The sequence below is a fragment of the Catenovulum sediminis genome, assembly GCF_007289895.1.
In the GTDB taxonomy this organism is placed as follows: domain Bacteria; phylum Pseudomonadota; class Gammaproteobacteria; order Enterobacterales; family Alteromonadaceae; genus Catenovulum; species Catenovulum sediminis.
Window position 1 is genome coordinate 411,061 of sequence record NZ_CP041661.1, and the last position, 23,832, is coordinate 434,892.

Sequence of the window (23,832 nt, forward strand, 5' to 3'; positions counted from 1 at the left end):
CGACATCTATCCTGACACAGGGGGATGTTGAGGTTATTATCTCGTGAGTGATGTTAATTTTGTATGGAATAAGCTATCTTAAAAATGTTCAAAACTATCACAACAAAGGTATGAGCAGTCTATGAGTAAACCAAAGAACAGATGGCAGGAGGTTTTCGAAATTGGCTCTGAATGTAACGAGCGATTCGTAGACTACAACAAAGTGCCAGAAATGGCGCAATTTCATATTCCGATTTCGGGTGTCTCTAATTTAGCTGGAAAATATTGTGTGGGCCGGGTAAACCCCGATTATCACACCGTTTTATATTGTGTCGATGGCTCAATTAGACTACATAACGAAACAGGCATACAAGATGTTGGTAAATGTAATTTGATGACCTTACCTGCTCACAAACCATTTTTAATGGAATTAGTTCAGCCAAGCTGGACCATGGTTTGGTTTGCTTTAGAGGATATTGAAAAGTGGCGCACTTTGATCGCTGATAGACCCGCAGTGACCTGTTGCGATAGTGCTAAACAATTATTTCATGCACTTAGCATAATTTATTATGAAAGAGACCCGCAACTGCGAAAGCCAATAATAAATCAACTATCTCATTACCTAAATGATACCTTATGCGCACCGACATCAGAAACAATTGAATCTCAGCGTTTAACTCAGCTTATCAGAGATATAGAAAAGCGTTTGCATTGCAATTGGACTGTGGAGGAAATGAGTAAACTCGTGAATTATTCAGCGCCACACCTTCACAGGCTTTTTCAAAAGTATTTTTCTAGAAGTCCAATTCAACATTTAATCTTTTTAAGAATGGAACGCGCCAAATATTTGCTGATTAATACCGCTTGGACAATAGAACATATCGCAGAGCAAGTTGGTTATACAGATGTGTTTAATTTTTCTAAACGATTTAAAAAATCAGTTGGCATTCCGCCGGGAAAATTCCGAAAAGGCGGAGCAGACAAGGTGCAGCACGCGAAATAGTCATAGCACCTTATCTTATATAAACTAAGCCATGTCTAACATTTGGTAGCGCGCATTGAGCTCGTTATACAGATCTGTCTGATAATTTTCAGACTTAACATCAAGTTTGCTCATAATTTCAACCAAATGTTCGTTATCTTCACGACCGCTCCAGATTTTTACGTAAGTGCCTTCTTTATATCCGTTGTCTTGGCGGAAAAAATTAAGCACATTTTTACTGACATACTGCGCATATAGATCATCCCATTGCATTTGGCAATCTGCAAGTAAGGCTGAAAACAAGCCCAAATCGTAACGTTTTGCTGCTGCTAAACCAATCATCAACTCTAATTTTTGCAGTAAGCTTAATTCTTGGTATACATAACTTTGACCATCAAATTGTAAACTTAAGGTTTCTAAATCAGCAAAAACGTCTTGCAACGCTTTTTCTTGATTCCCTTCATGTTTTATTAAAATAGCTGACAAAATAAAATGCCAGATATCAACCAACTCCATCTGTAATTGCTCTAAATCACAATCTTGCTTCTTCCACCATTTCCAACCGTGATGTTCAATTGCTTCTGCAGCTTCTATGACCACTGCGCGTAAAAAAGGTGACTTAACTGCGACCCAATCAGGGTTTACTTTGGCGTTCATTTTATCTTGCAAAGCCAACATAGTGGCTGCTTGTGGGGAGGTTAGCATCAAAATTCCTCTGTTTCTTCGTCTTATTAGTTGGCGTTAGTTTAATAGACTGATTTGTAATATCCAGTTTTTATAAATTTACATTACTCAATTACGTTTATTTTTGTTAAAAGATAAACAGCTGAGTTAGAAATACGCCAGCAATATCGCGGCTACAATAAACAACGTAGCAAATATACGGTTAACAGTGTGAAGTTGTTTTTCAGATATTAAAAATTTCATCGCTCGCGCCGCAAAACCGGTGTAACAGCCCATTACCAGTAGATCAACTGAAACCATAGTGATGGATAAAACGCCATATTGCTGAGCTAAAGGTTTTTCGGGGTTTAAAAACTGCGGAATAATCGCCAGCATAAAAATGATTGCTTTAGGATTAGTGATATTAACCAAAAAACCACGGGCAATAAGTTGTTTCGCAGATAATTTGTAATCTTCTGTATGTGCCGTTAATTTCGATGACTGCGACCATTGCCTATATCCTAAATAAACTAAATACAAAACACCAAACCATTTGATCAAGTTAAATAACAAGGCAGAAGATGCAATAATCGCCCCTATACCGGTTGCCACCATGACAAAATGCAATAAAATCGCCAATTGCATACCAATAACGTTCCAATAACCCTGCCAGAAACCAAATTTCAGGCCACTTGTCATTGACGCGATTGCACCAGCCCCCGGAGATAGACTAATAACCCAACATGCAGCAAAAAAGGCGAGCCATATATCTAAACTCACTGGCAATCACCATGAAATTGGTTCACCCGCCAAAGATAGGAAACTTGCATTTTTTTCTTCCGATAAATTCGCAATCGTTTGCGTTAAGCTTATCACAGTTTCCTCTGGACTTTGCGTTGCGTCTTGGCCGCCCATATCCGTTCTAACCCAACCGGGGTTAATCGCACAACATATCGCATTAACCCCATCACAGGCGTTACTTAATTTAACTGCAAGCATATTTAAAGCGACTTTACTCATTGCATAACTGTCTAAAGCACTTTTTCTCACATCTTTAGCCTCAGATAATGAGGCAACACCAGACGAAAAAAGAATGATTTTTGCTTTGTGCGCGAATTGCGAAAACAAAGCTTGCGTTAACAATGCAGGTGCGACGGCATTGACTCTATAGTTATCGATAAACGCCTTTTGAGTCCAATTACCGAAGGATTCATTAATGCTTACACCAGCGTTGTGAATTACCAGCTCAAGCTCTATACCTTGTAGTTTAATTGATTCAGCAACTTGCTGAATTGATTCTTCTTGGTTTAAATCACATTGGTATACTTTGAATTGACCTGATTGATCAGGTTGCTGATCGGTTTGATAATGCGTTTGCAATGCCTCTAAAGCGGAACTGTGGCTTCGAGCCAAGGCTATAATATTTTGACCTTGGGACAAATAATGACGACAAAGATGCAAACCGATTCCTCGATTTGCACCTGTGATTAATATGAAACTCATGATTTTCCTAAGGTTATTTTTTACAGCCTTTGTTACCTTCGGGTAAAGCAACTAGATATACATTCGCGATATCCAATTCCATTTTACCTTGTGTTGAAATCGCAAAGATATCCGTGACATTTTTGAAATCGAATTGCCCCTCTTGATTAAAACAATTTAAAGGCAAGGTTAGGGCCGTCCATTCATCTTGGGGTAACTGGCTTAATAAAGGGTTTAGCGGTAATTCGCCCTGGCAATCATTTTTCCAATTACAACGCATCGTTATTTTTGCAATAGACGTAGGTTCTCGGTGAATTCTGATTTCCAGATTGAGCGCTGCTTTATCTTCTACACTCGATAAATCAATTTTGTTGCCATTTAACGTGATATTAGAAAACCAAGCAGCTTTATCTTTTCCACGCCATTTAACGTTTATTGCATCATTTGGTTTGTTAATTTCAATTGGTGAAACAATCAGATTAGCACGTTTCGTTTTACCTTGCTGGTCTTCAATCGGAATACCCCATTCAAATGCATTACCAACCGATAATTTCCACGGCTTAATCGGTTTACCTTCGATTACATAATCAGATACAGGGTTATTAGCAAAAGCTTTGAAGCTAATAATTACAAAACAAAGCGCAGATAGTCCTTTAAATAGCGCCAATAATCCGGTTTTACCCGCTTTACTTAGAAGCATAAGAGCACCTCAATATTGACAACAATTTATTGTTACAAGTATGTTGATTAATTTGAAAGAATGCAAGTGCCTTCACGTAAATTTATATATAAAATCTTAAAACTATAACCGAAATTAATTAGACCCCAATGCAGGGATTTTGATTTTTTTATAGTGCCAAGTATCAGAGCTTCTTAGTGGTGAATAATACGTCGTCTTAACTCATTCATCCCATCACTTGCTTGAAAAGGCTCGACAATTATTAGAATTGATATATCAAATGGTGCAACACACATGCACGACCACAGCATTAAAACAAAGTGATTATCGTTTTAGCCGTAAACAAGTGCGAGAACATACCGCATGGGGAAACACCCAAATTAAAGTGTAATGGTCTAATACAACTGTAGAGATTTATAGCTTACAATTAGCAAAATCTTAAAGGTATAAAAATGACCAGAAAAACAAAAGTTACATTAAGTGCAAAACAAAAATTAGAATACGCCAAGCTCATGGTTGATGAAGGTTACAGCAACCGGCAGATAGAAGAAATATCAGGCGCAGGCAAGTCAGCAGTATCACGTTGGAAGCAACAATATATTGCAGAGCTCAAAGGTGAAACCCCAACAAGCTCAAAAGCATTAACACCCGAACAGCGACGCATACAAGAATTAGAAGCTCAACTAAAACGCGCACAAAGGGATAATGACATATTAAAAAAAGCAGCCGCTTTCTTCATACTGGACAATCCAAACCACAAGTCGTGAAGCAAATGAAGAAAGCGCACCCAGACTTTAGCGTCACTGAATTATGTAATGCACTTGGTGTTTGCAGCAGTAGTTTTTACTACGATGCTAAAACGCCATCTGAAGCAGACGAAGTATTAAATATATTGGTTAAGCTGATTTTTAACGAATCAGGGTACACTTATGGCAAACGAAGAATACAAGCCGAACTGCTCGGTATTGGATGTCATGTTGGCTTATACAAAATATCTAAAGTCATGAGAAATCAAAGATTAAAGGCAATAAGACCCAAAACACGACACCATTATCCAACCTCAGGCACAGAGCATAAATATGCACCAAATTTAATTAAGCGTAAATTTGTGCCTGAAACTTATAACACTCATTATGTCGGTGATATAACGTATATAAAGCATCATAGAGGCTGGAGTTACTTGGCTTGTGTACTTGATTTAGCCACTAAGGAAATTGTTGGTTATGCACTATCGACCAGTCCTGATGCTCTGCTAACAAAAGCTGCATTGGATGATGCAGTTCAACGCCAACAACCCGATACATCTAAATTGATATTTCACTCGGATCAAGGAGTGCAATATTCTGCTGGCGCGTTCAGAAAAAGGCTCAAAACGTTAAAGATAACCCAAAGTATGAGCAGACGCGGAAATTGTTTGGACAATGCTGTAATGGAAAGGTTTTTTAGAAGTTTAAAAACTGAACGATTAAATAATATTAGTTTTATTAACCATGAATCTGTTGTGTGTGTGAAGTTGAAAAATACATTGCGTTTTATAATTACAAAAGAAGGCATTCAGCCCTTGGTTATATGACGCCACTCCAAAAGTATATTGAAATGAAAAATGCCGCTTAGAATTTCTATAGGAAAAGTTGACCATTACAAAATCGAGTGGAGCGATCAACTTAAACGTTGATCGTGACGGAAGTAAACTCATCATAGGCGGAGATGGTTTTACTAACGCTACAGTTGATTTATCACAATTAGATAGCTATTCCAGTCTGTCTACGGCTAGAAATTCTTTAGCTGATCATTGTACTGGTCAAGCAATATCGGACACATTTTGTTTAGAATTTTCAAACTCAATTGGTGACAAGTCACCGTTAGCTGAATGCAGCCTTTCTAAGTTGTAATATTTAATGTAAACAGTAACATCCTGCTTTATAAACGCCCTTGTCGGTTGGTTGATCTTTAATATCCAATCATGCTTCAAACTACCGAAGAATCGCTCAACCACTGCATTATCCCAACACGCACCCACATCTCCCATGCTGGCCCGCATCCCATAGCGCCCCAACAATTTTTGATAGTCTTTGCTCGTGTATTGCGAGCCTCTATCACTATGAAAAATCACCCCTTTGGGTGGTTGACGTAAGTTATGCGCTTTCTTCAAGGCTTTAAACACTAGATCAACGGTCATACGTTTGTCTATGTGCCAGCCGACAATTCGTCGTGAATATAAGTCCATAACGACAGCTAAATACATCCAGCCTTCACCGGTTTTTAAATAGCTCACATCTCCAGCCCACACCTGGTTCGCAGCTGTTGGATTGAAATTCATGTTCAAAAGGTTATCAGCGACTGTATCAGTATGTTTGCGTTTGGTTGTAACCTTATAAGCAACTCTCTGGGTCACCTTAAGGCGCAAACGGTGCATAATTTTTCGCACAAAATACCGACCAACTTTATAGCCTTCTTTACGTAATCGCTTTACCATTTCCCGGTTGCCTAAGCTTCCTCGGCTTTTTTTAAACAAGTCCCGGACACGCCGGTAAAGCTTCAATGTGTTGATATCTATCAGCTTTGCAGGCCGATTCAGCCAGTCGTAATAACCGGATTTACTTACTTCCATAACACGGCAAAGTAAAACCACAGGGTACTGACCAGCTTGTTTCTTAATGAAACGATATCTTACTTCATTTCTTTTGCAAAGAAGGCGCTGGCCTTTTTTAAGATCTCCTTCTCCATACGTAAGGTCTTGTTTTCTTTACGCAAACGTTTTAATTCTTCACGCTCTGATTCGTCTAATGAGATACCTTGTTGTTGCGCATCATACTTATCTTTCCATTTGTACAAAAGGCTTGTACCTATACCTAGCGATTTTGCAGCCTCTGAAACACTATAGCCTTGCTCAGTAACCATTAGGACCGCTTCATCTTTAAATTCCTGCGGGTAACTTTTATGTGATTTTTTTAAGCTCATAACGACCTCTTAATTTTATGATTGTATTATCTCAAATTAAGTGTCCGTTATCATTAGACCAGAACACATTTTGGTAACGCATGGGATGGTACAAGCCTTGGACGAGCTCTAAATATAGGGTTTATGGAAGCACAGGGAAGAGCAATCCAAGATGTTATTGATACGCCTATTCACAAATCTGTGGCATATATTAATGGTATGAATCGTGGTATGGCTTCAGCGAGTTACCATGCCAGAGATAGAATTGCATTTCAGCAAAATCATAATGAAGCGTTAGCGATAGCGATAGCTTCCAGAATCCAAACGCCTAACGCAGGTATGTCCAGACTGGTTACTATTCAAATGGGCTTGGATGCTGTGGGAATGAGTGAGGTTCCAGTCGTCTCTCAGCTAGCCGATATAGGGAGTGCAGGTATTTCACTATCCAAGGGTGATTACTTGGCGGCTGGACTTTCTTTATTGGCAATGATCCCCTTAGTTGGGAAGGCCGTTGATGCATCAAGGATGGCAAGAATTGCTGACAGAGCAACGGATCTGAGTACTGTAGGTGGTGTGTTGCATGAGATTAATCGCAATGCTGATATTGCGATGGAGCTAACGCATCGAGCTCTAGCGAGAGGGCGAATTAATAATACAGCGCAAGCATTTGGAACAAGAGCTCATAAATACTTTGAAAGATTAAATGATAGACTTAATATGCGATTAAGTGATGCAGATAGCCCATTTTCTCTTCAGGTCGAACCATTCAGAGATAATAATGGTGCGCTTGTTGGTAACAATGTACGATTACCTGGAACAATCGGTGCTGACATCGAGATATTTGACAATGGGAATATTATTAAGGCGCTTGATTTGAAAACCCACGGTGGTATTGAAAAGTTGATTGCTCAAAATAGGCAGGCAGATTTAACCAAAAGAATTGGGGTTTCTGTTGAGGAGATATTTAAACGCCTATGAATACTAAAGAGTTTAAGCAACTCGCGTTAACCTATTTTGGTGACGTACTAACTCCATATGGTTTTAGTTCAAAAGATAGTGAGTATTGTACTTTTTCTCGTATGAGGGGGGATTTGTGCGACATTATTATGCCTATTTTAAGTAGAGATGGCTCTAGTTTTATAATTAGAGTGTTTGTGACATCTCCCGTCATTGATCCAGCCTTTGAGATGCGTTTTCCTGATACATTGGGGATACCGAGTGATGTATGTAGTGCGCTACATCCAAAGCATGGTGTTCACTTTCGTGAGCATAAATATCGTTGTAAATATGAAGAAGGGTTTATTCGGAATTTCCAAAATGATGCCAAACCAGCGCTCCTAGATAAAGCATTACCTTATTTAGATGCTATTACAAAAGTTGAGGATTTATTGCCTTACATGAAACATCCGTTTTTTGTTGCGGCAGTTTCATGGCATGCAAATAAGAAACGTGATATTAAATCTTTATTAGAAAATGAACAGAAAAGGTTATCTTCTATACAAAATACGACAGGTGGGGTCGAAATTTATCTTCAATATGTGGAAGGTTTATTGGCTCAAGTTGAGTAAATGTATGAAAGCAGCCATTGGCTGCTTTGCTTGTTTTTAGACCCTAAAAATCTTCGATTTTAGAATAGAATGATTATCACACCCTATGTGTTGCGCATCATACTTATCTTTCCATTTGTACAAAAGGCTTGTACCTATGCCTAGCGATTTTGCAGCCTCTGAAACACTATAGCCTTGCTCAGTAACCATTAGGACCGCTTCATCTTTAAATTCCTGCGGGTAACTTTTATGTGATTTTTGTAAGCTCATAACGACCTCTTAATTTTATGATTGTATTATCTCAAATTAAGTGTCCGTTATCATTAGACCAGAACAATAGCTAGTGGTAGCTATATGGCTGCTGGCGCAGCTGTACTCTCTGGAGCGGCTGGGTTTGGTGTTGCCGTTGGCGCAGCAGCCTTTGTCGGTGGATTTATGGGTAGTGTCGCGTCACAAGTGGTTGGTAAAGAAATGGGCGTTGTTGAAAGTTTTAGCCTTAAAAATGCGTTATCGTCAGGTTTAACCTCTGTTGCGACTGCGGGTATGGGCGCCGCTATGGGGGTTGGAGCAGATACTGCTGATACTTTTACAAAACTTAACTCTGCGAAAAAAGGTGCTAAGGCGTCATTAGACGCATACGGCGCTGCGACTATGGCCGCCGGTAGTTATGTAGCTAACATTGCTGCGAACAAATTAGTTGGAAAGTAAGCGCCTAATGAACTAACGTTCTTACTTTCGAGATCTCAGAGCCGCATAATTTCCTCATCATTCACGCGAGGAAATAACATGCTCACCGCTAAACAAGAATACTGGCAAACACATATCGAACAATGGCAAGCATCAGGGCTTACTCAAGCGGCTTATTGTCGTCAGCATAATTTATGTCAAAACGGCTTAAGCTATCATAAGCATAAATTGGCTAACTTACCCAGCCATGTTAATTCCGTGACCAACGGATTTGCTCGTGTCCAAGTCATGGAAAGCTATACAACCAGTCAACCACTGAGCGTTCATCTGAATAACGGCCTCAAGGTCAGTGGTATTACACACCAAAACCTTGAGCTGGTTAAACAGTTGGCCCAGGTGTTGTCATGAACCAAGTGATGCGCCCCAACATCTCACTGACACAAGTCTACCTTTATTGTCAGCCCGTTGATTTTAGAAAATCCTTTCGCGGGTTATCTGCCATTATTGAATGTGAGCTTGGCCACAATCCATTTGAAGGTCACTTATACGCCTTCACCAATCGCCAGCGTAATAAAATAAAGTGCCTCTTTTGGGAAAACAACGGTTTCGTGCTCTATTACAAGAGTTTAGCCGAAGAAAAATTCCAGTGGCCACGCAACAATGAAGAGATGATAACTTTAACCGGACAGCAGATAAATTGGTTACTCGATGGCTATGATATTAGTGCTATGCAAGGCCATAAAAAACTTCATTATGAGGCTGTTTTTTAGGGCTTTTTGACGCTCACTTTGCTATAATACCCGCCATGAAAATGTCGCCCAAAGCTCAATCAAATCAAGCTTCTACATCTGTCGAAACTACGACTGAGATGGCAGCCTTGCTGTCTGAAAAAGACGACATTATCGACAAAAAATCAGAAGTGATTGCTTGGCAACAACAGCGTATCGCTTTGTTAGAAGAATACCTCAACCTTGCTAACCAAAAACGTTTTGGGTCTAGCAGTGAACAAACCACAGCTGAGCAAGGTAACTTGTTTAACGAAGCTGAAATCACCGCAGAGCCAGAGCAAGAAGAACTGCTTTTACCTGATACCGCTTCAAAAACCAAAACAGGGCGTAAACCTTTCTCTGATAAATTACCACGCGAACAAGTATTCGCTTATTTATCTGAAAAAGACAAAGCCGGTGCCATTGATACCTTCTTTGTAAAAGTCCGAGAAGAGCTAGACATCATCCCTGCTCAAGTGCGTGTGCTGGAATACATGCAAGAAAAAGCCGTGTTTAAAGATGAACAAGACAAGCGCATTATCAAAGCCGCTGAAGTCACATTACACCCTGTAGCCAAAGCGATGGGCAGTGTGAACTTAATGACCTACGTGATTGTGTCGAAATACGCGGATGGTATGCCACTGTATCGTTTAGAAAATATCATCCGCCGTTATGGTGGTGATATCTCAAGGGCGACCTTAGCGAATTGGGTTATCGCGTTGGCAAGGCAAGTTCAACCACTTATTCATTTACTCCGTGAGTATCAACATAACGGCCCACTGATAATGGCGGATGAAACTCGCATTCAGGTACTCAAAGAACCAGGCGCTTCCCCAACGGGTGATAAATACATGTGGGTCACTCTAGGCGGAGAGCCTAATCGACAATCAGTGCTGTTTGAATATGATCCTTCGCGTAGTCAGGAGGTACCCTTGCGCCTGCTGGATGGATTCACGGGAGGTTACCTGCAATCTGATGGATATGCTGGATATAATGCGGTCTGCAAAGAATATAAACTGACCTCATTAGGGTGTTGGGATCATGCAAGGCGTAAATTTAAAGAAGCTCAGATCGTGCAACCGAAAAGTAAAAAGACCAAAGTCAGTAAAGCGGATATGGCACTCAGCTATATCAACAAGTTGTATGTGATAGAGCGTAATATAAAATCATTGAGTGCTGATGGGAAATACCAAGCGCGTCAAGCGCAAAGCGTGCCTGTTCTGAACAAGTTGAAAAAGTGGTTAGACGTGCAGCGCCCCAAAGTAGTCAAAGACAGTTTAACGGGCACAGCAATGACTTACTTACACAACCAATGGGACAAATTAACGGTTTACTGTAAAGATGGCCGATTAAATATCAGCAATATCCTAGCAGAAAATGCGATCCGCCCGTTTGCTGTTGGCAGAAAAGCTTGGTTATTTGCAGATAGTCCCGCTGGTGCGCATGCGAGTGGAATACACTATAGCTTGATAGAAACGGCTAAGCTTAATGGACTTGAGCCGTATCACTATTTAAATGCGGTATTCAAAGCCTTACCATACGCAGATACGGTTGAAAAGTTAGAAAGGCTCCTGCCATGGAATTTTAAAGCCGAAAATAAAGAAAGCTAGCCCCGTAGGTTCATTGAGCGCTTACGTTGGAAATAATGATGTTAGTTTTAGTTGGAAAGGTATGGCGGCTCAAGTTGCAGGCTCGTTAGCTGGACATGGTATTGCTGAAGGATTAAACTCAAAATATGGCTCAGCAGATCCAATAAGTGCAGCTGGAATAGGTCGTGCAAGTTTATCTAGCTTTGGTGCTGGAGCTACAACAGCGAAACTTGACCACCAGTGGAATGGTGGGCAAAATGCTAATTATGCTCAAGTTGCATTAAATGCCTTTGGCAATGCATTGGGGAATAGTATTATTGAGGGGATGAGTGTTAAACCAACTTCTAAAACTCAAGCTAAAAAGACTGCTGAAGAAGCATACACAAATGCGATTCAATCGGGTGCTTCAGAAAAAGAGGCAACCTATGCAGCGGCTAAAGCGGTTGCTGAACAAAACGGTGGCACAATTTCGAATGGTGGTTCAGGTGGCAACAGTAACTCAGGCGGTTCGGGGTCGTCAGGTAGCGGCCCTAAATTAAACGGAAGTATTGTTGGAGTTGATGAAACCAAAGGGTTTTATTTATCCAATGGTTCAGACAATGCCTTTTTCAACTACGGTGATGGTGTGCTTAACCATGTGGCTGATTTCTTGAAAGGCAGTCCTGCAGCAGGACTTGCCTATAAATTTGCGTTTACTAGTGTTCAAGGCAATCAACGAATTGAAGCGTCCTATCAAGCAGGCATAGCCAGAGGAATTCATAACTACAACGTCGGCAAAGCTAACCGGGTTACTACAGGCAATATCATTGATATGAATGATTCTGCTACACGAATGGCCTTTGCACGAAATGAAGGGATGAAAACAACACGCGAGTTGCAAGCCGTTTCATTACAGTTGGTTGGTGGAATTGCAACACTACCGAGTTTGGTGACGGGCATTGGTGCTTTAGGAAACTTGGCGCTTCGTGGAATGGTCAATTTGGTACCTCAAGTCGGGCATGGGTTAATGACATTGGGCAGAGCCAGCGTAAATCTTGCCGATGATATGGTTTTACATGCAGGCACTTACGCAAGAAGCGCGATTTGGCAGGCTAATCCATTGAGCTTAGCTCAAACTGAAATAACAAAAGTTGCATTAAGAAAAGTTGCGTTACAAGCAGGTCAAAATGCTAGAGTTGGATTAACAGGTGCGGCAGGATCACTCAATACCCAACTCGGGAACTTGGCGGCGAATAAAACGTTCCAATCGGTTATTCAACAAGGTGGTGTTAATGGTGCAACAAACCTAGCCGCAGATTTGGCTTTTAACGGAGTTGATGGTGCGAACCCATTTAAATCATTTACAACTGGTTTTATCGGTGGAGCTATGTTTGGTGGAGTTAGGAACTCCGTAATTGCGGGCTCTGGTGCTAGTCTGAGTACTGAATCCCTAGATCAAAGCTGGGATGTGCTGATGGGACGAGGCAGTTTCAATGGTGATCATTTAGTGTTGGCTACTATTGCAGGCGGAACGGCTGGTTTTGGACTGAATAAATATTTCTCTTCGTCCAATTGGGTGCCCAAGAATTTTGGAGCTTTTGCTGATGAAAGTTTTGATAGTTTCATTGGAAATTATGGCAACAATGTGTTTTCAAATTGGTCATTTTGATGTTCACAAATAATCGTATCGGCACGTCAGCACTAAGTGAAAATGCTCAATTGAATTTATACAAACATTATAAGTTTAGTTGGTGGCAATGTTTTGTTAGCTCTTGGATGGATTACGCTCGTTATATATTCTGTATTGTATTGACCCTATTATCCTATTTTTCCAAGTTAGGTACTAATTTTGCGTTAGTTTGGCTTGGTATTTTAGGCTTGTTTGTAGTGTTACGAACAAAAGACTGGCTCGAAAGTGGTCAGGTGTTGTTGGCTACAAGTGATACCTGCATCCGGCTAAACAACGGAAAAGACTACGATTGGCATGAGGTGGCTTCGGTTGAGATTCCGCCTTTACCCGTTAGCCCATATGGAATGCCTGTTCCTAAATATCGAATCCATTTTAAAGATGGCCGTAGCTTTCCGATAGACCAACGACTTGAAAAATACACAGGTTTATATCATGAGTTATACAAACGTAAGATAAGCGGAGCTGAAAAGCCATTACCCATGTATGAAGTTGAGCTTCAGAACGGTATGGCTCCAGGCGGGTTAAAACCTAAACCTGTTGCTATCTATTATTCCGATAAAGACATTGAAGTTCCAACGGAACCCAAAAATAGTGCAAATGTACGCCGCAAGAGAAGGAAACCAGCGTCAAGAAAAAAAGGCAGGTAATCTGTAACAGGCATACTTAAAGAACAATAAAATCAATAGATTATGCATTTGGCAATGCATTGGGGAACTCGATTGTTGAGGGGATGAGTGCCGAAAAAGATTTAACGGCGGCAGAACAAAAAGCCATTAGTGACAAAGCCAACAAGTTAATCAATTTAGATAAGCTCGGCAATATTGATGAGCCAATGGCTGAAATTGCAAAAAATACGACTGCTGGCGCGGAAAAAGAATCAACAAACAGCATCAACAAAACTGGCCGAGCGCAACGAGAAAAATTTGATACAGATTTTGAAGTGGCTCAGGTTGTTAGAGAGCAAAAAGCTGCCACTTATCGAGAGAATGCTGTAACGAGAAATGCAACTTTAACCGACGATTTGTATAGTAAACAAGCCTCAACATATGCACATCAAAAAGATGTAGCGTATGAAGAAACTCAGCGTAAATTCCGCGAGTTAGGTGGCGGTAATTCTAGCTTCATAGAGGTTAATTTGGCGGATGGGGGCAATTTTCCCTCCATGACGTTAGATCCTGTTAGGAATGGAGCTGGAGTTGCTGGTCCTTGGTCGTTGAAATATTTAAACTCAGCAAACAATGTTAGCCCGGTTACAAACGCATTCGGGTTTCCTGGTCCTTGGGCTATTAATACTTCACCTGGTCCGTGGAAAAGTGGTTACGTTTCTCCGTACCAAACCCCAGCTCAGTCAAATCTAATAGGAACAGGATGGATGACCCCATACAATGAATTGATGACTACGGCTTCCCCGTACCTAGCATTTGCTGAACACATTCCAAGTTTTAGTTTCTCAAGTAAGTTTGGGCTTAATCCGAATGCTTTCGGGTTGAGCGGTGCATCTAATTCTTGGCAATTTAAAACACATTGGGCGAATAACGCTAGCAGTGGTTGGACTAGACCATTTTCAATTGTAAGCTCTGATTTAGTCCCTTACAGTGAAGCTACAAATAGCCGAACGTTGGTAAGTTATAACCAAGGTCATAGTTGCATTGCATACGGCGGGAAAGTGGGGTGGAAGAGCCGTAGCTAGTGGTGGGGTGGTGCTGTCAACAATAGACTTTGGTACAAATCTTAACAATGAATACCAATCCACAGGTAATTTAAGCGGAACTACTTTAGGGTACAACAGTGCTAAATTGGCCACCGATATCGCAATGACTTATATAGGTGTATTTGGTGGTCCAGTTGGAGCAGTTGTATCTATCGGTTATTTTGCAGCGACCAATTTTGGTGGTGATAGCTGGATTAGCCCATGGGATACCGAAACATTAAAGCCATACGAGCCCCGTTTAGGGACAATAGAAAGGTAAATGATGACTCGATTACTAGACTTAATGTTTTATGTTGGGTATTTGCGCGTTAAAAAAAATGAGAATAGGCATACATCACCAACACTACTTGCGCATATTACTTTGCTCGGCATGGGTATACATGGTTTTCTTTTTTTTACTGGATTTTTCTGTCTAATTGGTGTGGTGTTGGATTTGCCTCTGTTTAGTTTGTTTATGATTGGCTCTACTTTTGGAATACCCATTCTATTTGTAAATTATTTATTGACTATGATTGCTTATTATTTTTACAGTATAAGAAGCAAACGTTTTTTGAAATATCCGCAAATGTATCCTGAAATAAACAATAAAAATTTAGATAAATATGATCAAAAATATTTGCTTACACCTGCGGTAATTGCAATGTTAATTTTTTTTGCGGGAATGTTTTTGCCATTCTTACTCCATAGAGGTGTTTAAGTGATTACATGGTAAAGCCATGAATGTTAACTTTTTACTTATAGAGTAAGCCCATACATAAAATGTATATACCTTCTAGGAGCTGTTGATCTTTCGTGTATGTTTTTTAAACAGCACAACGAGCTGGTATAATTTGCTTCGCCAAAAACTAAAAAATACAACTTTCTATGCCAAGACTAATGTTACAACAGATGAACGCTGGAAAATCCTGCACCGAGCAATGCTTAATACTGGTCGAATTTATGATAAACCAGAACATAGAATGACTGTAGAAGGGATTATTTATCGAATGCGAACAGGTGTTCCTTGGCGTGATTTACCCATAGAGTTTGGCGATTGGAGTACCGTATTTCGACGATTTAACCTGTGGTCTGCCAAAGGTATTTTACTTAATATTTTTAATGAGTTAGCAAAAGATGATGACTTTGATTGGCTCTTTGTTGATGGCAGTATTGTAAAAGCTCATCAGCATGGAACAGGTGCATCATCTTCAACAGATGAAGATGTTGGAAAGAGCCGTGGCATAATATTACGGCTAGAGCATTAGATAATAATATGGACTTAATGATGAAAGGGCAGACGCAGTACACTCAACATTCATTTTTCGATAAAACGAGAGTGAAATAGGATATGTTTTCGTTTATTCGGTGCTATTTTTTATACATTTACTATTGGTTCACAATTAAACACGCCAAACAACATGGGGAGGAAGGTTCTCGTTCTGCAGGTTTTGGGGGGCCGGTTTTAATTTTTATTCTTCTTGGCGTAGTGCCCTTTATGTGGTTTGGGCGCTTTTATCCCAATGAAAGTGATGAGTTTTATGTGTATTTTTTGGAAATTGGAGGGAGGCTAAAAACACATAAAGGTTATGTAAACGTTGCTATGCTAAGTGTACATTTGATAATAGCAATATTGTTTTCTTATTTGTTATGTTGCTACAAAATCAAATTTTCCAGCATACCCGAGCGGTTAGAACAGTATAGTTTTTTAAGACAGTTTTCTTGGTGGAAGCTATGCCTCCCTTATGTGTTTTTGTTAACACTATTTATGTTATCTAGCTATTAAATAAATCGAAAAAGCGCCTATAGAAATTGGCTAAATTAAAGATTATGCCTTTGGCAATGCATTGGGGAATAGCATTGTTGAGGGGATGAGTGCTAAACCAACTTCTAAAACTCAAGCTAAAAAAACTGCTGAAGAAGCATACACAAATGCGATTCAATCGGGTGCTTCAGAAAAAGAGGCAACCTATGCAGCGGCTAAAGCGGTTGCTGAACAAAACGGTGGCACAATTTCGAATGGTGGTTCAGGTGGCAACAGTAACTCAGGCGGTTCGGGGTCGTCAGGTAGCGGCCCTAAATTAAACGGAAGTATTGTTGGAGTTGATGAAACCAAAGGGTTTTATTTATCCAATGGTTCAGACAATGCCTTTTTCAACTACGGTGATGGTGTGCTTAACCATGTGGCTGATTTCTTGAAAGGCAGTCCTGCAGCAGGACTTGCCTATAAATTTGCGTTTACTAGTGTTCAAGGCAATCAACGAATTGAAGCGTCCTATCAAGCAGGCATAGCCAGAGGAATTCATAACTACAACGTCGGCAAAGCTAACCGGGTTACTACAGGCAATATCATTGATATGAATGATTCTGCTACACGAATGGCCTTTGCACGAAATGAAGGGATGAAAACAACACGCGAGTTGCAAGCCGTTTCATTACAGTTGGTTGGTGGAATTGCAACACTACCGAGTTTGGTGACGGGCATTGGTGCTTTAGGAAACTTGGCGCTTCGTGGAATGGTCAATTTGGTACCTCAAGTCGGGCATGGGTTAATGACATTGGGCAGAGCCAGCGTAAATCTTGCCGATGATATGGTTTTACATGCAGGCACTTACGCAAGAAGCGCGATTTGGCAGGCTAATCCATTGAGCTTAGCTCAAACTGAAATAACAAAAGTTGCATTAAGAAAAGTTGCGTTACAAGCAGGTCAAAATGCTAGAGTTGGATTAACAGGTGCGGCAGGATCACTCAATACCCAACTCGGGAACTTGGCGGCAAAAGAGACATTTATTTCAATGATGCAATCAGGCAGCGTCAATGGAGCGACTAACCTTGCGGCTGATGTGCTCTATCACCGAGGTTTAGATGGCGCAAATCCGTTCAAATCTTTCACGACTGGATTTTTGGGCGGAATGATAGGTGGGAGAACTACTAATCCAGCTCTTGGTGGTCTATTGGGGAGTGGCTTTACTGAATTTTTTGATCAAAGTTGGGACTCGATAAAATATGAAGAGAACCGTTATAGTGGTCGCGATATTGTTTTAGCTGGAGGTTTTGGTTCTATTGCTGGCCATGGCGCGAGTAAGCTGTTTTCCAATTCAAATTGGGTGCCAAAAAATTTAGGTGCATCAGCCGATGATTGGGTAAGTAACCTATGGGGTAACTATTCGAATAACATATTTTCAGGTTATTGGTAAGCGCCATGTTTGTTAAACCAAAGATTGAATCCACAACAAAAAGTACAAACCAATATAGACTACACCGATTCACATGGTGGCAATGTTTTTTTACTGACCTACCGTTTACGGTCATGATTATTGCCTTATTCTTATTTATGGTTGTCGTCTATGTAAAAACTGGCTATCTAGAGGTTTTTATAGGCTTTATTGGTATTCTTGCTTTTATGTTAGAAAGAACTAAGTTTTGGTATGAGGGTGGCAAAATTAGGCTTGAGATTGATGATAACGGAGTTCGACTATCAAATGGCAAGTATTATAAGTGGGGGGAAATAGACAAAGTTGACATCCCCCCCTTGCCTGTTTCTCAATATGGTATGCCTGTACCTAAATACAAGCTTCACTTTAAAGATGGTTATAAATTTTCTATTGATCAGCGTTTAATGGGATATACCGACCTTTATCTGAAATTGTATAGGAGAGGTATAGAAGGTGCTGGTAAAGCTTTACCAATTTATTTTGTAGATTTATCAAACGGAACAGCCCCAGGTGGATTAAAACCTAAACCTGTTGCTATCTATTATCCCGATAAAAACATTGAAGTTCCAACGGAACCCAAAAATAGTGCAAATGTACGCCGCAAGAGAAGGAAACCAGCGTCAAGAAAAAAAGGCAGGTAATCTGTAACAGGCATACTTAAAGAACAATAAAATCAATAGATTATGCATTTGGCAATGCATTGGGGAATAGTATTGTTGAGGGGATGAGTGCTGAAAAAGATTTAACGGCAGCAGAGCAAAAAGCCATTAGTGACAAAGCTAATAAGTTAATCAATTTAGATAAGCTCGGTAATATTGATGAGCCAATGGCAGATATCGCAAAAACTACGACTGCTGGCGCGGAAAAAGAATCAACAAACAGCATCAACAAAACTGGCCGAGCGCAACGAGACAAATTTGATGCTGATTTTGAAGTGGCTCAGGTTGTTAGAGAGCAAAAAGAAAGCCAAAGACGAAGTGATACAGTTTCGTATAAACAAAGCTTAGATACAGATTTGGGCACGAAAAAAGTTGGAGTCCCTTTGCTTGATGAGTGGGTATACCAAAATACGTTTAAGCCAGAAATTCCACTGCCTGATATGCTGAAAAACGGATTTGATCTAGAAAGCAGCATATTCTTGGGTACGGATTGGACTGATATGAGCTACGCTGCAACTCCTGGCCCTTGGCGTGATGAATTTATATTTGGTGGGCAGAAAACTAATGGATGGATCGGTAGCGCGCAACAATCAGTTGGTGGAGCAGGCCGTTTAGCCGACTTCTTAGAATATGGTGCACCGAACTCTCTGTATTTAGGGAACATTAAAGTTCTTGGTGGGCTTGATATTAACGTTACTCCCATGATAGAGGGTTGGCGTTTCGATGCGTCGATAGCTTCTAATTCCGATAAATTGATGAATTCGACTCCCCTTGTATCAGGCATTAACAATATTGCTGACAAAACTGGTAAAGGCCTGAATTTTATTGCTCCAGTTCTGTCTTATGTTGCGGCAGAAGATTATGGAAATGCCACTACTGGAACAGGTATTCAACAAAGCGTTTATGATAATAAGGTTAGAGTTGATGCCGCAATGGCATTTGTTGCACTTACTCCTGCAGCACCTTTGACTGCAGGGTATGGGGTGTTAGATTTGGCCTACAGTTTCTTACCTGTTTATACAGCAAAACACGGCCCTTATAAAGGCGAAGCAATTGAGGGTGGGTGGCACAATGCATACCAACGAGAAGTCGATCAGTATGTTGATCTACTCGATAGTGGTGAAGAACTTATTCGACCAAACAGTATTTACCATTGGTAATTGGAGTTGGGATGTTGTCATTTATACGTAGTTATTACATCTACCTATATTATTGGGCTGGCATGCGAGATAGAAGAAATTTAGTTGATAAGAATAAAAAAAAACATGATGGGGTTATGGGGATTTTTGTTGTTTCTTTTCTCCATATTTCATTACAACTACTGCTTATATATGATCTGTATAGTTATTTCTTTCCGACAACAGCGACAGCATTCTATGAATACTTGTTGCACATTTTAGGAAAAATAAAAACACATAAGGGAATAGTAAATTCAGGGTTTGTGTTGTTGACCCTTATATTATCGTTGGTCATAGCTTATGGATTGTGTTGTTTCCGAGTACCCAAAAGCAGTATACCAGAGCGTTTAAATAAACACTCTTTTTTGCGCAATCATTCATACTGGAAAGAATTTGCATTGGTCATTGTTTATATATTGTTCATTCGCGCTATTTAAATACAGAAAACAGGTGACTGACTAATTTGGCAATGCATTGGGCAATAGCATTGTTGAGGGGATGAAATCGGATAGTAGTAGCAAGGCTGCTGCAAAAATCCAAGAAATCCAGAATAGTAATGCTGATGACACAACGAAAAAACTAGCCATTCAAAAAGTTTATGAAGAAGAAGGTGTCGTATTTGGGGATATATCAGATGACACTGGCTCGTCAGGCGGAAGCGGTAAGCGTGGATTTAGTGGTATTCACGGTGCTTACGACAATGATGGGCACGTTCACGTTACCAGAACGGTATTAATTTCATTATTTGATTTTTAGCGCATCTGAGTTAGATAGAAGCGTATGACTTTAGCTGTTAAACTATTCAATATGAGAGTAAGTAATCAACAAGGTGGCACAATGGATATTACCATTCACGGCACAGCAGCAGAAATGATCCAAAATGAAATGTCTTTAGGTGGGTATAAATCGCCTGAGGATGTGATTTATGAAGCGTTTGAAGCACTGGTTAAACAGAAGATCAGCGATAGCATTGATGAAGGTTTAGCCGACATTGAAGCTGGGCGCGCCATGGAAATCACCCCTGATAATATTAAATCTGTACTTGATAAGCCTTTAGACGCATGGCAAAAATAGTACTTTCGTTGAAAGCGAGGCGAGATTTGGATGCAATTGAAAAATATATTGCAGAAGATAACCCAAGCAGGGCTCGAAGCTATATTGAAGAGCTGTTGCAACATTGCTACGACTCAATTGCATCTTTTCCATATGCCTTTCCGTTGACGGGTAAACTTGATATTCGTTGTTTTCCATATCAAAAATACAATGTGTATTACCGCTATGATGAAACTCAAGATGCGGTACATATCGCGCATATTTTAAACAGTGCTCAGATGAAAAATCTTGTTTTGAGAAAAATCTAAGCCCTCCAAAAAGAATCAATGATCTTTTTTTGTGTCCTCTTCATTTCTATAGTTGCTTTGCTTTTGCGACTATTTCATCTAACAACGCAACCATATTATGTTGATTAACCCAGGTCACTTTGCCAGCTTTAACATCATTAAGGCCAGCTTCAATGCCAGGCTTTTAGTGCGTCATATGAATTTGTAATGGTCTAATACAACTGTAGAGATTTATAGCTTACAATTAGCGAAACCTTAAAGGTATAAAAAGTAAGCGCTCAATGAACCTACGGGGCTAGCTTTCTTTATTTTCGGCTTTAAAATTCCATGGCAGGAGCCTTTCTAACTTTTCAACCGTATCTGCGTATGGTAAGGCTTTGAATACCGCATTTAAATAGTGATACGGCTCAAGTCCATTAAGCTTAGCCGTTTCTATCAAGCTATAGTGTATTCCACTCGCATGCGCACCAGCGGGACTATCTGCAAATAACCAAGCTTTTCTGCCAACAGCAAACGGGCGGATCGCATTTTCTGCTAGGATATTGCTGATATTTAATCGGCCATCTTTACAGTAAACCGTTAATTTGTCCCATTGGTTGTGTAAGTAAGTCATTGCTGTGCCCGTTAAACTGTCTTTGACTACTTTGGGGCGCTGCACGTCTAACCACTTTTTCAACTTGTTCAGAACAGGCACGCTTTGCGCTTGACGCGCTTGGTATTTCCCATCAGCACTCAATGATTTTATATTACGCTCTATCACATACAACTTGTTGATATAGCTGAGTGCCATATCCGCTTTACTGACTTTGGTCTTTTTACTTTTCGGTTGCACGATCTGAGCTTCTTTAAATTTACGCCTTGCATGATCCCAACACCCTAATGAGGTCAGTTTATATTCTTTGCAGACCGCATTATATCCAGCATATCCATCAGATTGCAGGTAACCTCCCGTGAATCCATCCAGCAGGCGCAAGGGTACCTCCTGACTACGCGAAGGATCATATTCAAACAGCACTGATTGTCGATTAGGCTCTCCGCCTAGAGTGACCCACATGTATTTATCACCCGTTGGGGAAGCGCCTGGTTCTTTGAGTACCTGAATGCGAGTTTCATCCGCCATTATCAGTGGGCCGTTATGTTGATACTCACGGAGTAAATGAATAAGTGGTTGAACTTGCCTTGCCAACGCGATAACCCAATTCGCTAAGGTCGCCCTTGAGATATCACCACCATAACGGCGGATGATATTTTCTAAACGATACAGTGGCATACCATCCGCGTATTTCGACACAATCACGTAGGTCATTAAGTTCACACTGCCCATCGCTTTGGCTACAGGGTGTAATGTGACTTCAGCGGCTTTGATAATGCGCTTGTCTTGTTCATCTTTAAACACGGCTTTTTCTTGCATGTATTCCAGCACACGCACTTGAGCAGGGATGATGTCTAGCTCTTCTCGGACTTTTACAAAGAAGGTATCAATGGCACCGGCTTTGTCTTTTTCAGATAAATAAGCGAATACTTGTTCGCGTGGTAATTTATCAGAGAAAGGTTTACGCCCTGTTTTGGTTTTTGAAGCGGTATCAGGTAAAAGCAGTTCTTCTTGCTCTGGCTCTGCGGTGATTTCAGCTTCGTTAAACAAGTTACCTTGCTCAGCTGTGGTTTGTTCACTGCTAGACCCAAAACGTTTTTGGTTAGCAAGGTTGAGGTATTCTTCTAACAAAGCGATACGCTGTTGTTGCCAAGCAATCACTTCTGATTTTTTGTCGATAATGTCGTCTTTTTCAGACAGCAAGGCTGCCATCTCAGTCGTAGTTTCGACAGATGTAGAAGCTTGATTTGATTGAGCTTTGGGCGACATTTTCATGGCGGGTATTATAGCAAAGTGAGCGTCAAAAAGCCCTAAAAAACAGCCTCATAATGAAGTTTTTTATGGCCTTGCATAGCACTAATATCATAGCCATCGAGTAACCAATTTATCTGCTGTCCGGTTAAAGTTATCATCTCTTCATTGTTGCGTGGCCACTGGAATTTTTCTTCGGCTAAACTCTTGTAATAGAGCACGAAACCGTTGTTTTCCCAAAAGAGGCACTTTATTTTATTACGCTGGCGATTGGTGAAGGCGTATAAGTGACCTTCAAATGGATTGTGGCCAAGCTCACATTCAATAATGGCAGATAACCCGCGAAAGGATTTTCTAAAATCAACGGGCTGACAATAAAGGTAGACTTGTGTCAGTGAGATGTTGGGGCGCATCACTTGGTTCATGACAACACCTGGGCCAACTGTTTAACCAGCTCAAGGTTTTGGTGTGTAATACCACTGACCTTGAGGCCGTTATTCAGATGAACGCTCAGTGGTTGACTGGTTGTATAGCTTTCCATGACTTGGACACGAGCAAATCCGTTGGTCACGGAATTAACATGGCTGGGTAAGTTAGCCAATTTATGCTTATGATAGCTTAAGCCGTTTTGACATAAATTATGCTGACGACAATAAGCCGCTTGAGTAAGCCCTGATGCTTGCCATTGTTCGATATGTGTTTGCCAGTATTCTTGTTTAGCGGTGAGCATGTTATTTCCTCGCGTGAATGATGAGGAAATTATGCGGCTCTGAGATCTCGAAAGTAAGAACGTTAGTTCATTAGGCGCTTACTATAAAAATGACCAGAAAAACAAAAGTTATAGTTAGCGAAAATACAACACCATTATCCAACCTGTGGCACAGAGTATAAATCTTACAACACGCCTTATGTCGGAGACGTTGAAA

At 40.4% G+C, this 23,832-nt stretch carries 27 protein-coding genes and 3 pseudogenes; 21 read left to right on the forward strand and 9 right to left on the reverse strand.

Annotated features, from left to right (window positions below):
- Window positions 1-121: 121 nt before the first annotated feature.
- A complete protein-coding gene (locus FNT16_RS19075) occupies window positions 122-982 on the forward strand; it encodes a helix-turn-helix transcriptional regulator (RefSeq protein ID WP_143873505.1) in 861 nt (286 codons plus the stop codon).
- 24 nt (window positions 983-1,006) lie between these two features.
- On the opposite strand, the gene FNT16_RS19080 is transcribed toward FNT16_RS19075, so the two are convergent.
- The 4 genes from FNT16_RS19080 to FNT16_RS19095 all read right to left on the reverse strand — a co-directional run bounded on the left by FNT16_RS19080 (window position 1,007) and on the right by FNT16_RS19095 (window position 3,806).
- A complete protein-coding gene (locus tag FNT16_RS19080) occupies window positions 1,007-1,666 on the reverse strand; it encodes a dUTP diphosphatase (RefSeq protein ID WP_143873506.1) in 660 nt (219 codons plus the stop codon).
- Window positions 1,667-1,792: 126 nt separating this feature from the next.
- Window positions 1,793-2,404, reverse strand: a complete 612-nt coding sequence (locus tag FNT16_RS19085) for a LysE family transporter (RefSeq protein ID WP_143873508.1) — start codon at window positions 2,402-2,404, stop codon at window positions 1,793-1,795.
- A gap of 6 nt (window positions 2,405-2,410) precedes the next feature.
- Complete coding sequence (locus tag FNT16_RS19090; protein WP_143873509.1) at window positions 2,411-3,127, reverse strand: SDR family NAD(P)-dependent oxidoreductase; 717 nt, start codon at window positions 3,125-3,127, stop codon at window positions 2,411-2,413.
- Window positions 3,128-3,140: 13 nt separating this feature from the next.
- Window positions 3,141-3,806 carry a putative glycoside hydrolase gene (locus FNT16_RS19095; RefSeq protein ID WP_143873512.1) on the reverse strand — a complete coding sequence of 222 codons (666 nt, stop codon included), beginning with the start codon at window positions 3,804-3,806 and terminating at the stop codon, window positions 3,141-3,143.
- 431 nt (window positions 3,807-4,237) lie between these two features.
- On the opposite strand from FNT16_RS19095, the pseudogene FNT16_RS19100 reads away from it, so the two are divergent.
- Window positions 4,238-5,399 (forward strand): annotated as a pseudogene (locus tag FNT16_RS19100) (IS3 family transposase).
- Window positions 5,400-5,586: 187 nt separating this feature from the next.
- Here FNT16_RS19100 and FNT16_RS19105 read toward each other — a convergent pair.
- A protein-coding gene (locus FNT16_RS19105; RefSeq protein ID WP_143873513.1) for an IS3 family transposase occupies window positions 5,587-6,746 on the reverse strand; the annotation gives its coding sequence in 2 pieces (ribosomal slippage) (window positions 5,587-6,500 and window positions 6,500-6,746; 1,161 coding nt in all).
- A gap of 123 nt (window positions 6,747-6,869) precedes the next feature.
- On the opposite strand from FNT16_RS19105, the gene FNT16_RS19110 reads away from it, so the two are divergent.
- Window positions 6,870-7,703, forward strand: coding sequence for a hypothetical protein (locus FNT16_RS19110; protein ID WP_143873516.1), 834 nt, complete (start codon window positions 6,870-6,872; stop codon window positions 7,701-7,703).
- Window positions 7,700-8,293, forward strand: coding sequence for a hypothetical protein (locus FNT16_RS19115; RefSeq protein ID WP_143873519.1), 594 nt, complete (start codon window positions 7,700-7,702; stop codon window positions 8,291-8,293). The genes FNT16_RS19110 and FNT16_RS19115 overlap by 4 nt, the downstream gene beginning before the upstream one ends.
- An 81-nt stretch (window positions 8,294-8,374) precedes the next feature.
- On the opposite strand, the pseudogene FNT16_RS19120 reads toward FNT16_RS19115, so the two are convergent.
- Window positions 8,375-8,542, reverse strand: a pseudogene (locus tag FNT16_RS19120) (transposase); the annotation flags it as partial.
- 84 nt (window positions 8,543-8,626) lie between these two features.
- Here FNT16_RS19120 and FNT16_RS19125 point away from each other — a divergent pair.
- The 17 genes and pseudogenes from FNT16_RS19125 (at window position 8,627) to FNT16_RS19205 (ending at window position 21,084) form a co-directional block, all read left to right on the forward strand.
- The gene (locus FNT16_RS19125; protein ID WP_143873521.1) at window positions 8,627-8,980 is read left to right on the forward strand and encodes a hypothetical protein; all 354 of its coding nucleotides are present in this window, start codon (window positions 8,627-8,629) and stop codon (window positions 8,978-8,980) included.
- A gap of 78 nt (window positions 8,981-9,058) precedes the next feature.
- A complete protein-coding gene (gene tnpA, locus FNT16_RS19130) occupies window positions 9,059-9,367 on the forward strand; it encodes an IS66 family insertion sequence element accessory protein TnpA (protein WP_143869686.1) in 309 nt (102 codons plus the stop codon).
- Window positions 9,364-9,729, forward strand: coding sequence for an IS66 family insertion sequence element accessory protein TnpB (gene tnpB, locus FNT16_RS19135; protein WP_143869685.1), 366 nt, complete (start codon window positions 9,364-9,366; stop codon window positions 9,727-9,729). The genes tnpA (FNT16_RS19130) and tnpB (FNT16_RS19135) overlap by 4 nt, the downstream gene beginning before the upstream one ends.
- Before the next feature lie 35 nt (window positions 9,730-9,764).
- Complete coding sequence (gene tnpC, locus FNT16_RS19140; protein ID WP_143869684.1) at window positions 9,765-11,336, forward strand: IS66 family transposase; 1,572 nt, start codon at window positions 9,765-9,767, stop codon at window positions 11,334-11,336.
- Window positions 11,337-11,397: 61 nt separating this feature from the next.
- Window positions 11,398-12,963 carry a hypothetical protein gene (locus FNT16_RS19145; protein WP_143873524.1) on the forward strand — a complete coding sequence of 522 codons (1,566 nt, stop codon included), beginning with the start codon at window positions 11,398-11,400 and terminating at the stop codon, window positions 12,961-12,963.
- Entirely contained in the window at window positions 12,963-13,631 is a 669-nt protein-coding gene (locus FNT16_RS19150) for a hypothetical protein (RefSeq protein ID WP_143873526.1), read from the forward strand. The genes FNT16_RS19145 and FNT16_RS19150 overlap by 1 nt, the downstream gene beginning before the upstream one ends.
- Before the next feature lie 59 nt (window positions 13,632-13,690).
- Window positions 13,691-14,674: a hypothetical protein gene (locus FNT16_RS19155; RefSeq protein ID WP_185976766.1), complete on the forward strand. Its 984-nt coding sequence runs from the start codon at window positions 13,691-13,693 to the stop codon at window positions 14,672-14,674.
- 10 nt (window positions 14,675-14,684) lie between these two features.
- Window positions 14,685-14,954 (forward strand): hypothetical protein, encoded by a 270-nt coding sequence (locus FNT16_RS19160; RefSeq protein WP_143873531.1) that lies wholly within the window; start codon window positions 14,685-14,687, stop codon window positions 14,952-14,954.
- A complete protein-coding gene (locus tag FNT16_RS19165) occupies window positions 14,955-15,392 on the forward strand; it encodes a hypothetical protein (RefSeq protein WP_143873534.1) in 438 nt (145 codons plus the stop codon).
- Window positions 15,393-15,559: 167 nt separating this feature from the next.
- Window positions 15,560-15,915 (forward strand): annotated as a pseudogene (locus tag FNT16_RS19170) (IS5 family transposase); the annotation flags it as partial.
- Between the two features lie 627 nt (window positions 15,916-16,542).
- On the forward strand, window positions 16,543-17,868 hold the full coding sequence (locus FNT16_RS19175) for a hypothetical protein (protein WP_143873539.1): 1,326 nt from the start codon (window positions 16,543-16,545) through the stop codon (window positions 17,866-17,868).
- Between the two features lie 5 nt (window positions 17,869-17,873).
- Window positions 17,874-18,527 carry a hypothetical protein gene (locus tag FNT16_RS19180; protein ID WP_143873540.1) on the forward strand — a complete coding sequence of 218 codons (654 nt, stop codon included), beginning with the start codon at window positions 17,874-17,876 and terminating at the stop codon, window positions 18,525-18,527.
- Between the two features lie 59 nt (window positions 18,528-18,586).
- Entirely contained in the window at window positions 18,587-19,705 is a 1,119-nt protein-coding gene (locus FNT16_RS19185; RefSeq protein WP_185976767.1) for a hypothetical protein, read from the forward strand.
- Window positions 19,706-19,767: 62 nt separating this feature from the next.
- Window positions 19,768-20,160: a hypothetical protein gene (locus tag FNT16_RS19190; RefSeq protein WP_143873545.1), complete on the forward strand. Its 393-nt coding sequence runs from the start codon at window positions 19,768-19,770 to the stop codon at window positions 20,158-20,160.
- 61 nt (window positions 20,161-20,221) lie between these two features.
- The gene (locus tag FNT16_RS19195; RefSeq protein WP_143873546.1) at window positions 20,222-20,479 is read left to right on the forward strand and encodes a hypothetical protein; all 258 of its coding nucleotides are present in this window, start codon (window positions 20,222-20,224) and stop codon (window positions 20,477-20,479) included.
- A 24-nt stretch (window positions 20,480-20,503) separates the two neighbouring features.
- Window positions 20,504-20,797 (forward strand): hypothetical protein, encoded by a 294-nt coding sequence (locus FNT16_RS19200; RefSeq protein ID WP_185976768.1) that lies wholly within the window; start codon window positions 20,504-20,506, stop codon window positions 20,795-20,797.
- Window positions 20,785-21,084 (forward strand): type II toxin-antitoxin system RelE/ParE family toxin, encoded by a 300-nt coding sequence (locus tag FNT16_RS19205; protein ID WP_143873551.1) that lies wholly within the window; start codon window positions 20,785-20,787, stop codon window positions 21,082-21,084. Before FNT16_RS19200 ends, FNT16_RS19205 begins: the two co-directional genes overlap by 13 nt.
- 274 nt (window positions 21,085-21,358) lie before the next feature.
- Here FNT16_RS19205 and tnpC (FNT16_RS19210) read toward each other — a convergent pair whose 3' ends face one another.
- From tnpC (FNT16_RS19210) to tnpA (FNT16_RS19220), 3 genes are read right to left on the reverse strand one after another with little or no spacing between them, the layout of a single operon-like run.
- Window positions 21,359-22,930 (reverse strand): IS66 family transposase, encoded by a 1,572-nt coding sequence (tnpC, locus tag FNT16_RS19210; RefSeq protein WP_143869684.1) that lies wholly within the window; start codon window positions 22,928-22,930, stop codon window positions 21,359-21,361.
- Window positions 22,931-22,965: 35 nt separating this feature from the next.
- Complete coding sequence (tnpB, locus tag FNT16_RS19215; protein ID WP_143869685.1) at window positions 22,966-23,331, reverse strand: IS66 family insertion sequence element accessory protein TnpB; 366 nt, start codon at window positions 23,329-23,331, stop codon at window positions 22,966-22,968.
- Window positions 23,328-23,636 carry an IS66 family insertion sequence element accessory protein TnpA gene (gene tnpA / locus FNT16_RS19220; RefSeq protein ID WP_143869686.1) on the reverse strand — a complete coding sequence of 103 codons (309 nt, stop codon included), beginning with the start codon at window positions 23,634-23,636 and terminating at the stop codon, window positions 23,328-23,330. Before tnpA (FNT16_RS19220) ends, tnpB (FNT16_RS19215) begins: the two co-directional genes overlap by 4 nt.
- Window positions 23,637-23,832 lie beyond the last annotated feature (196 nt).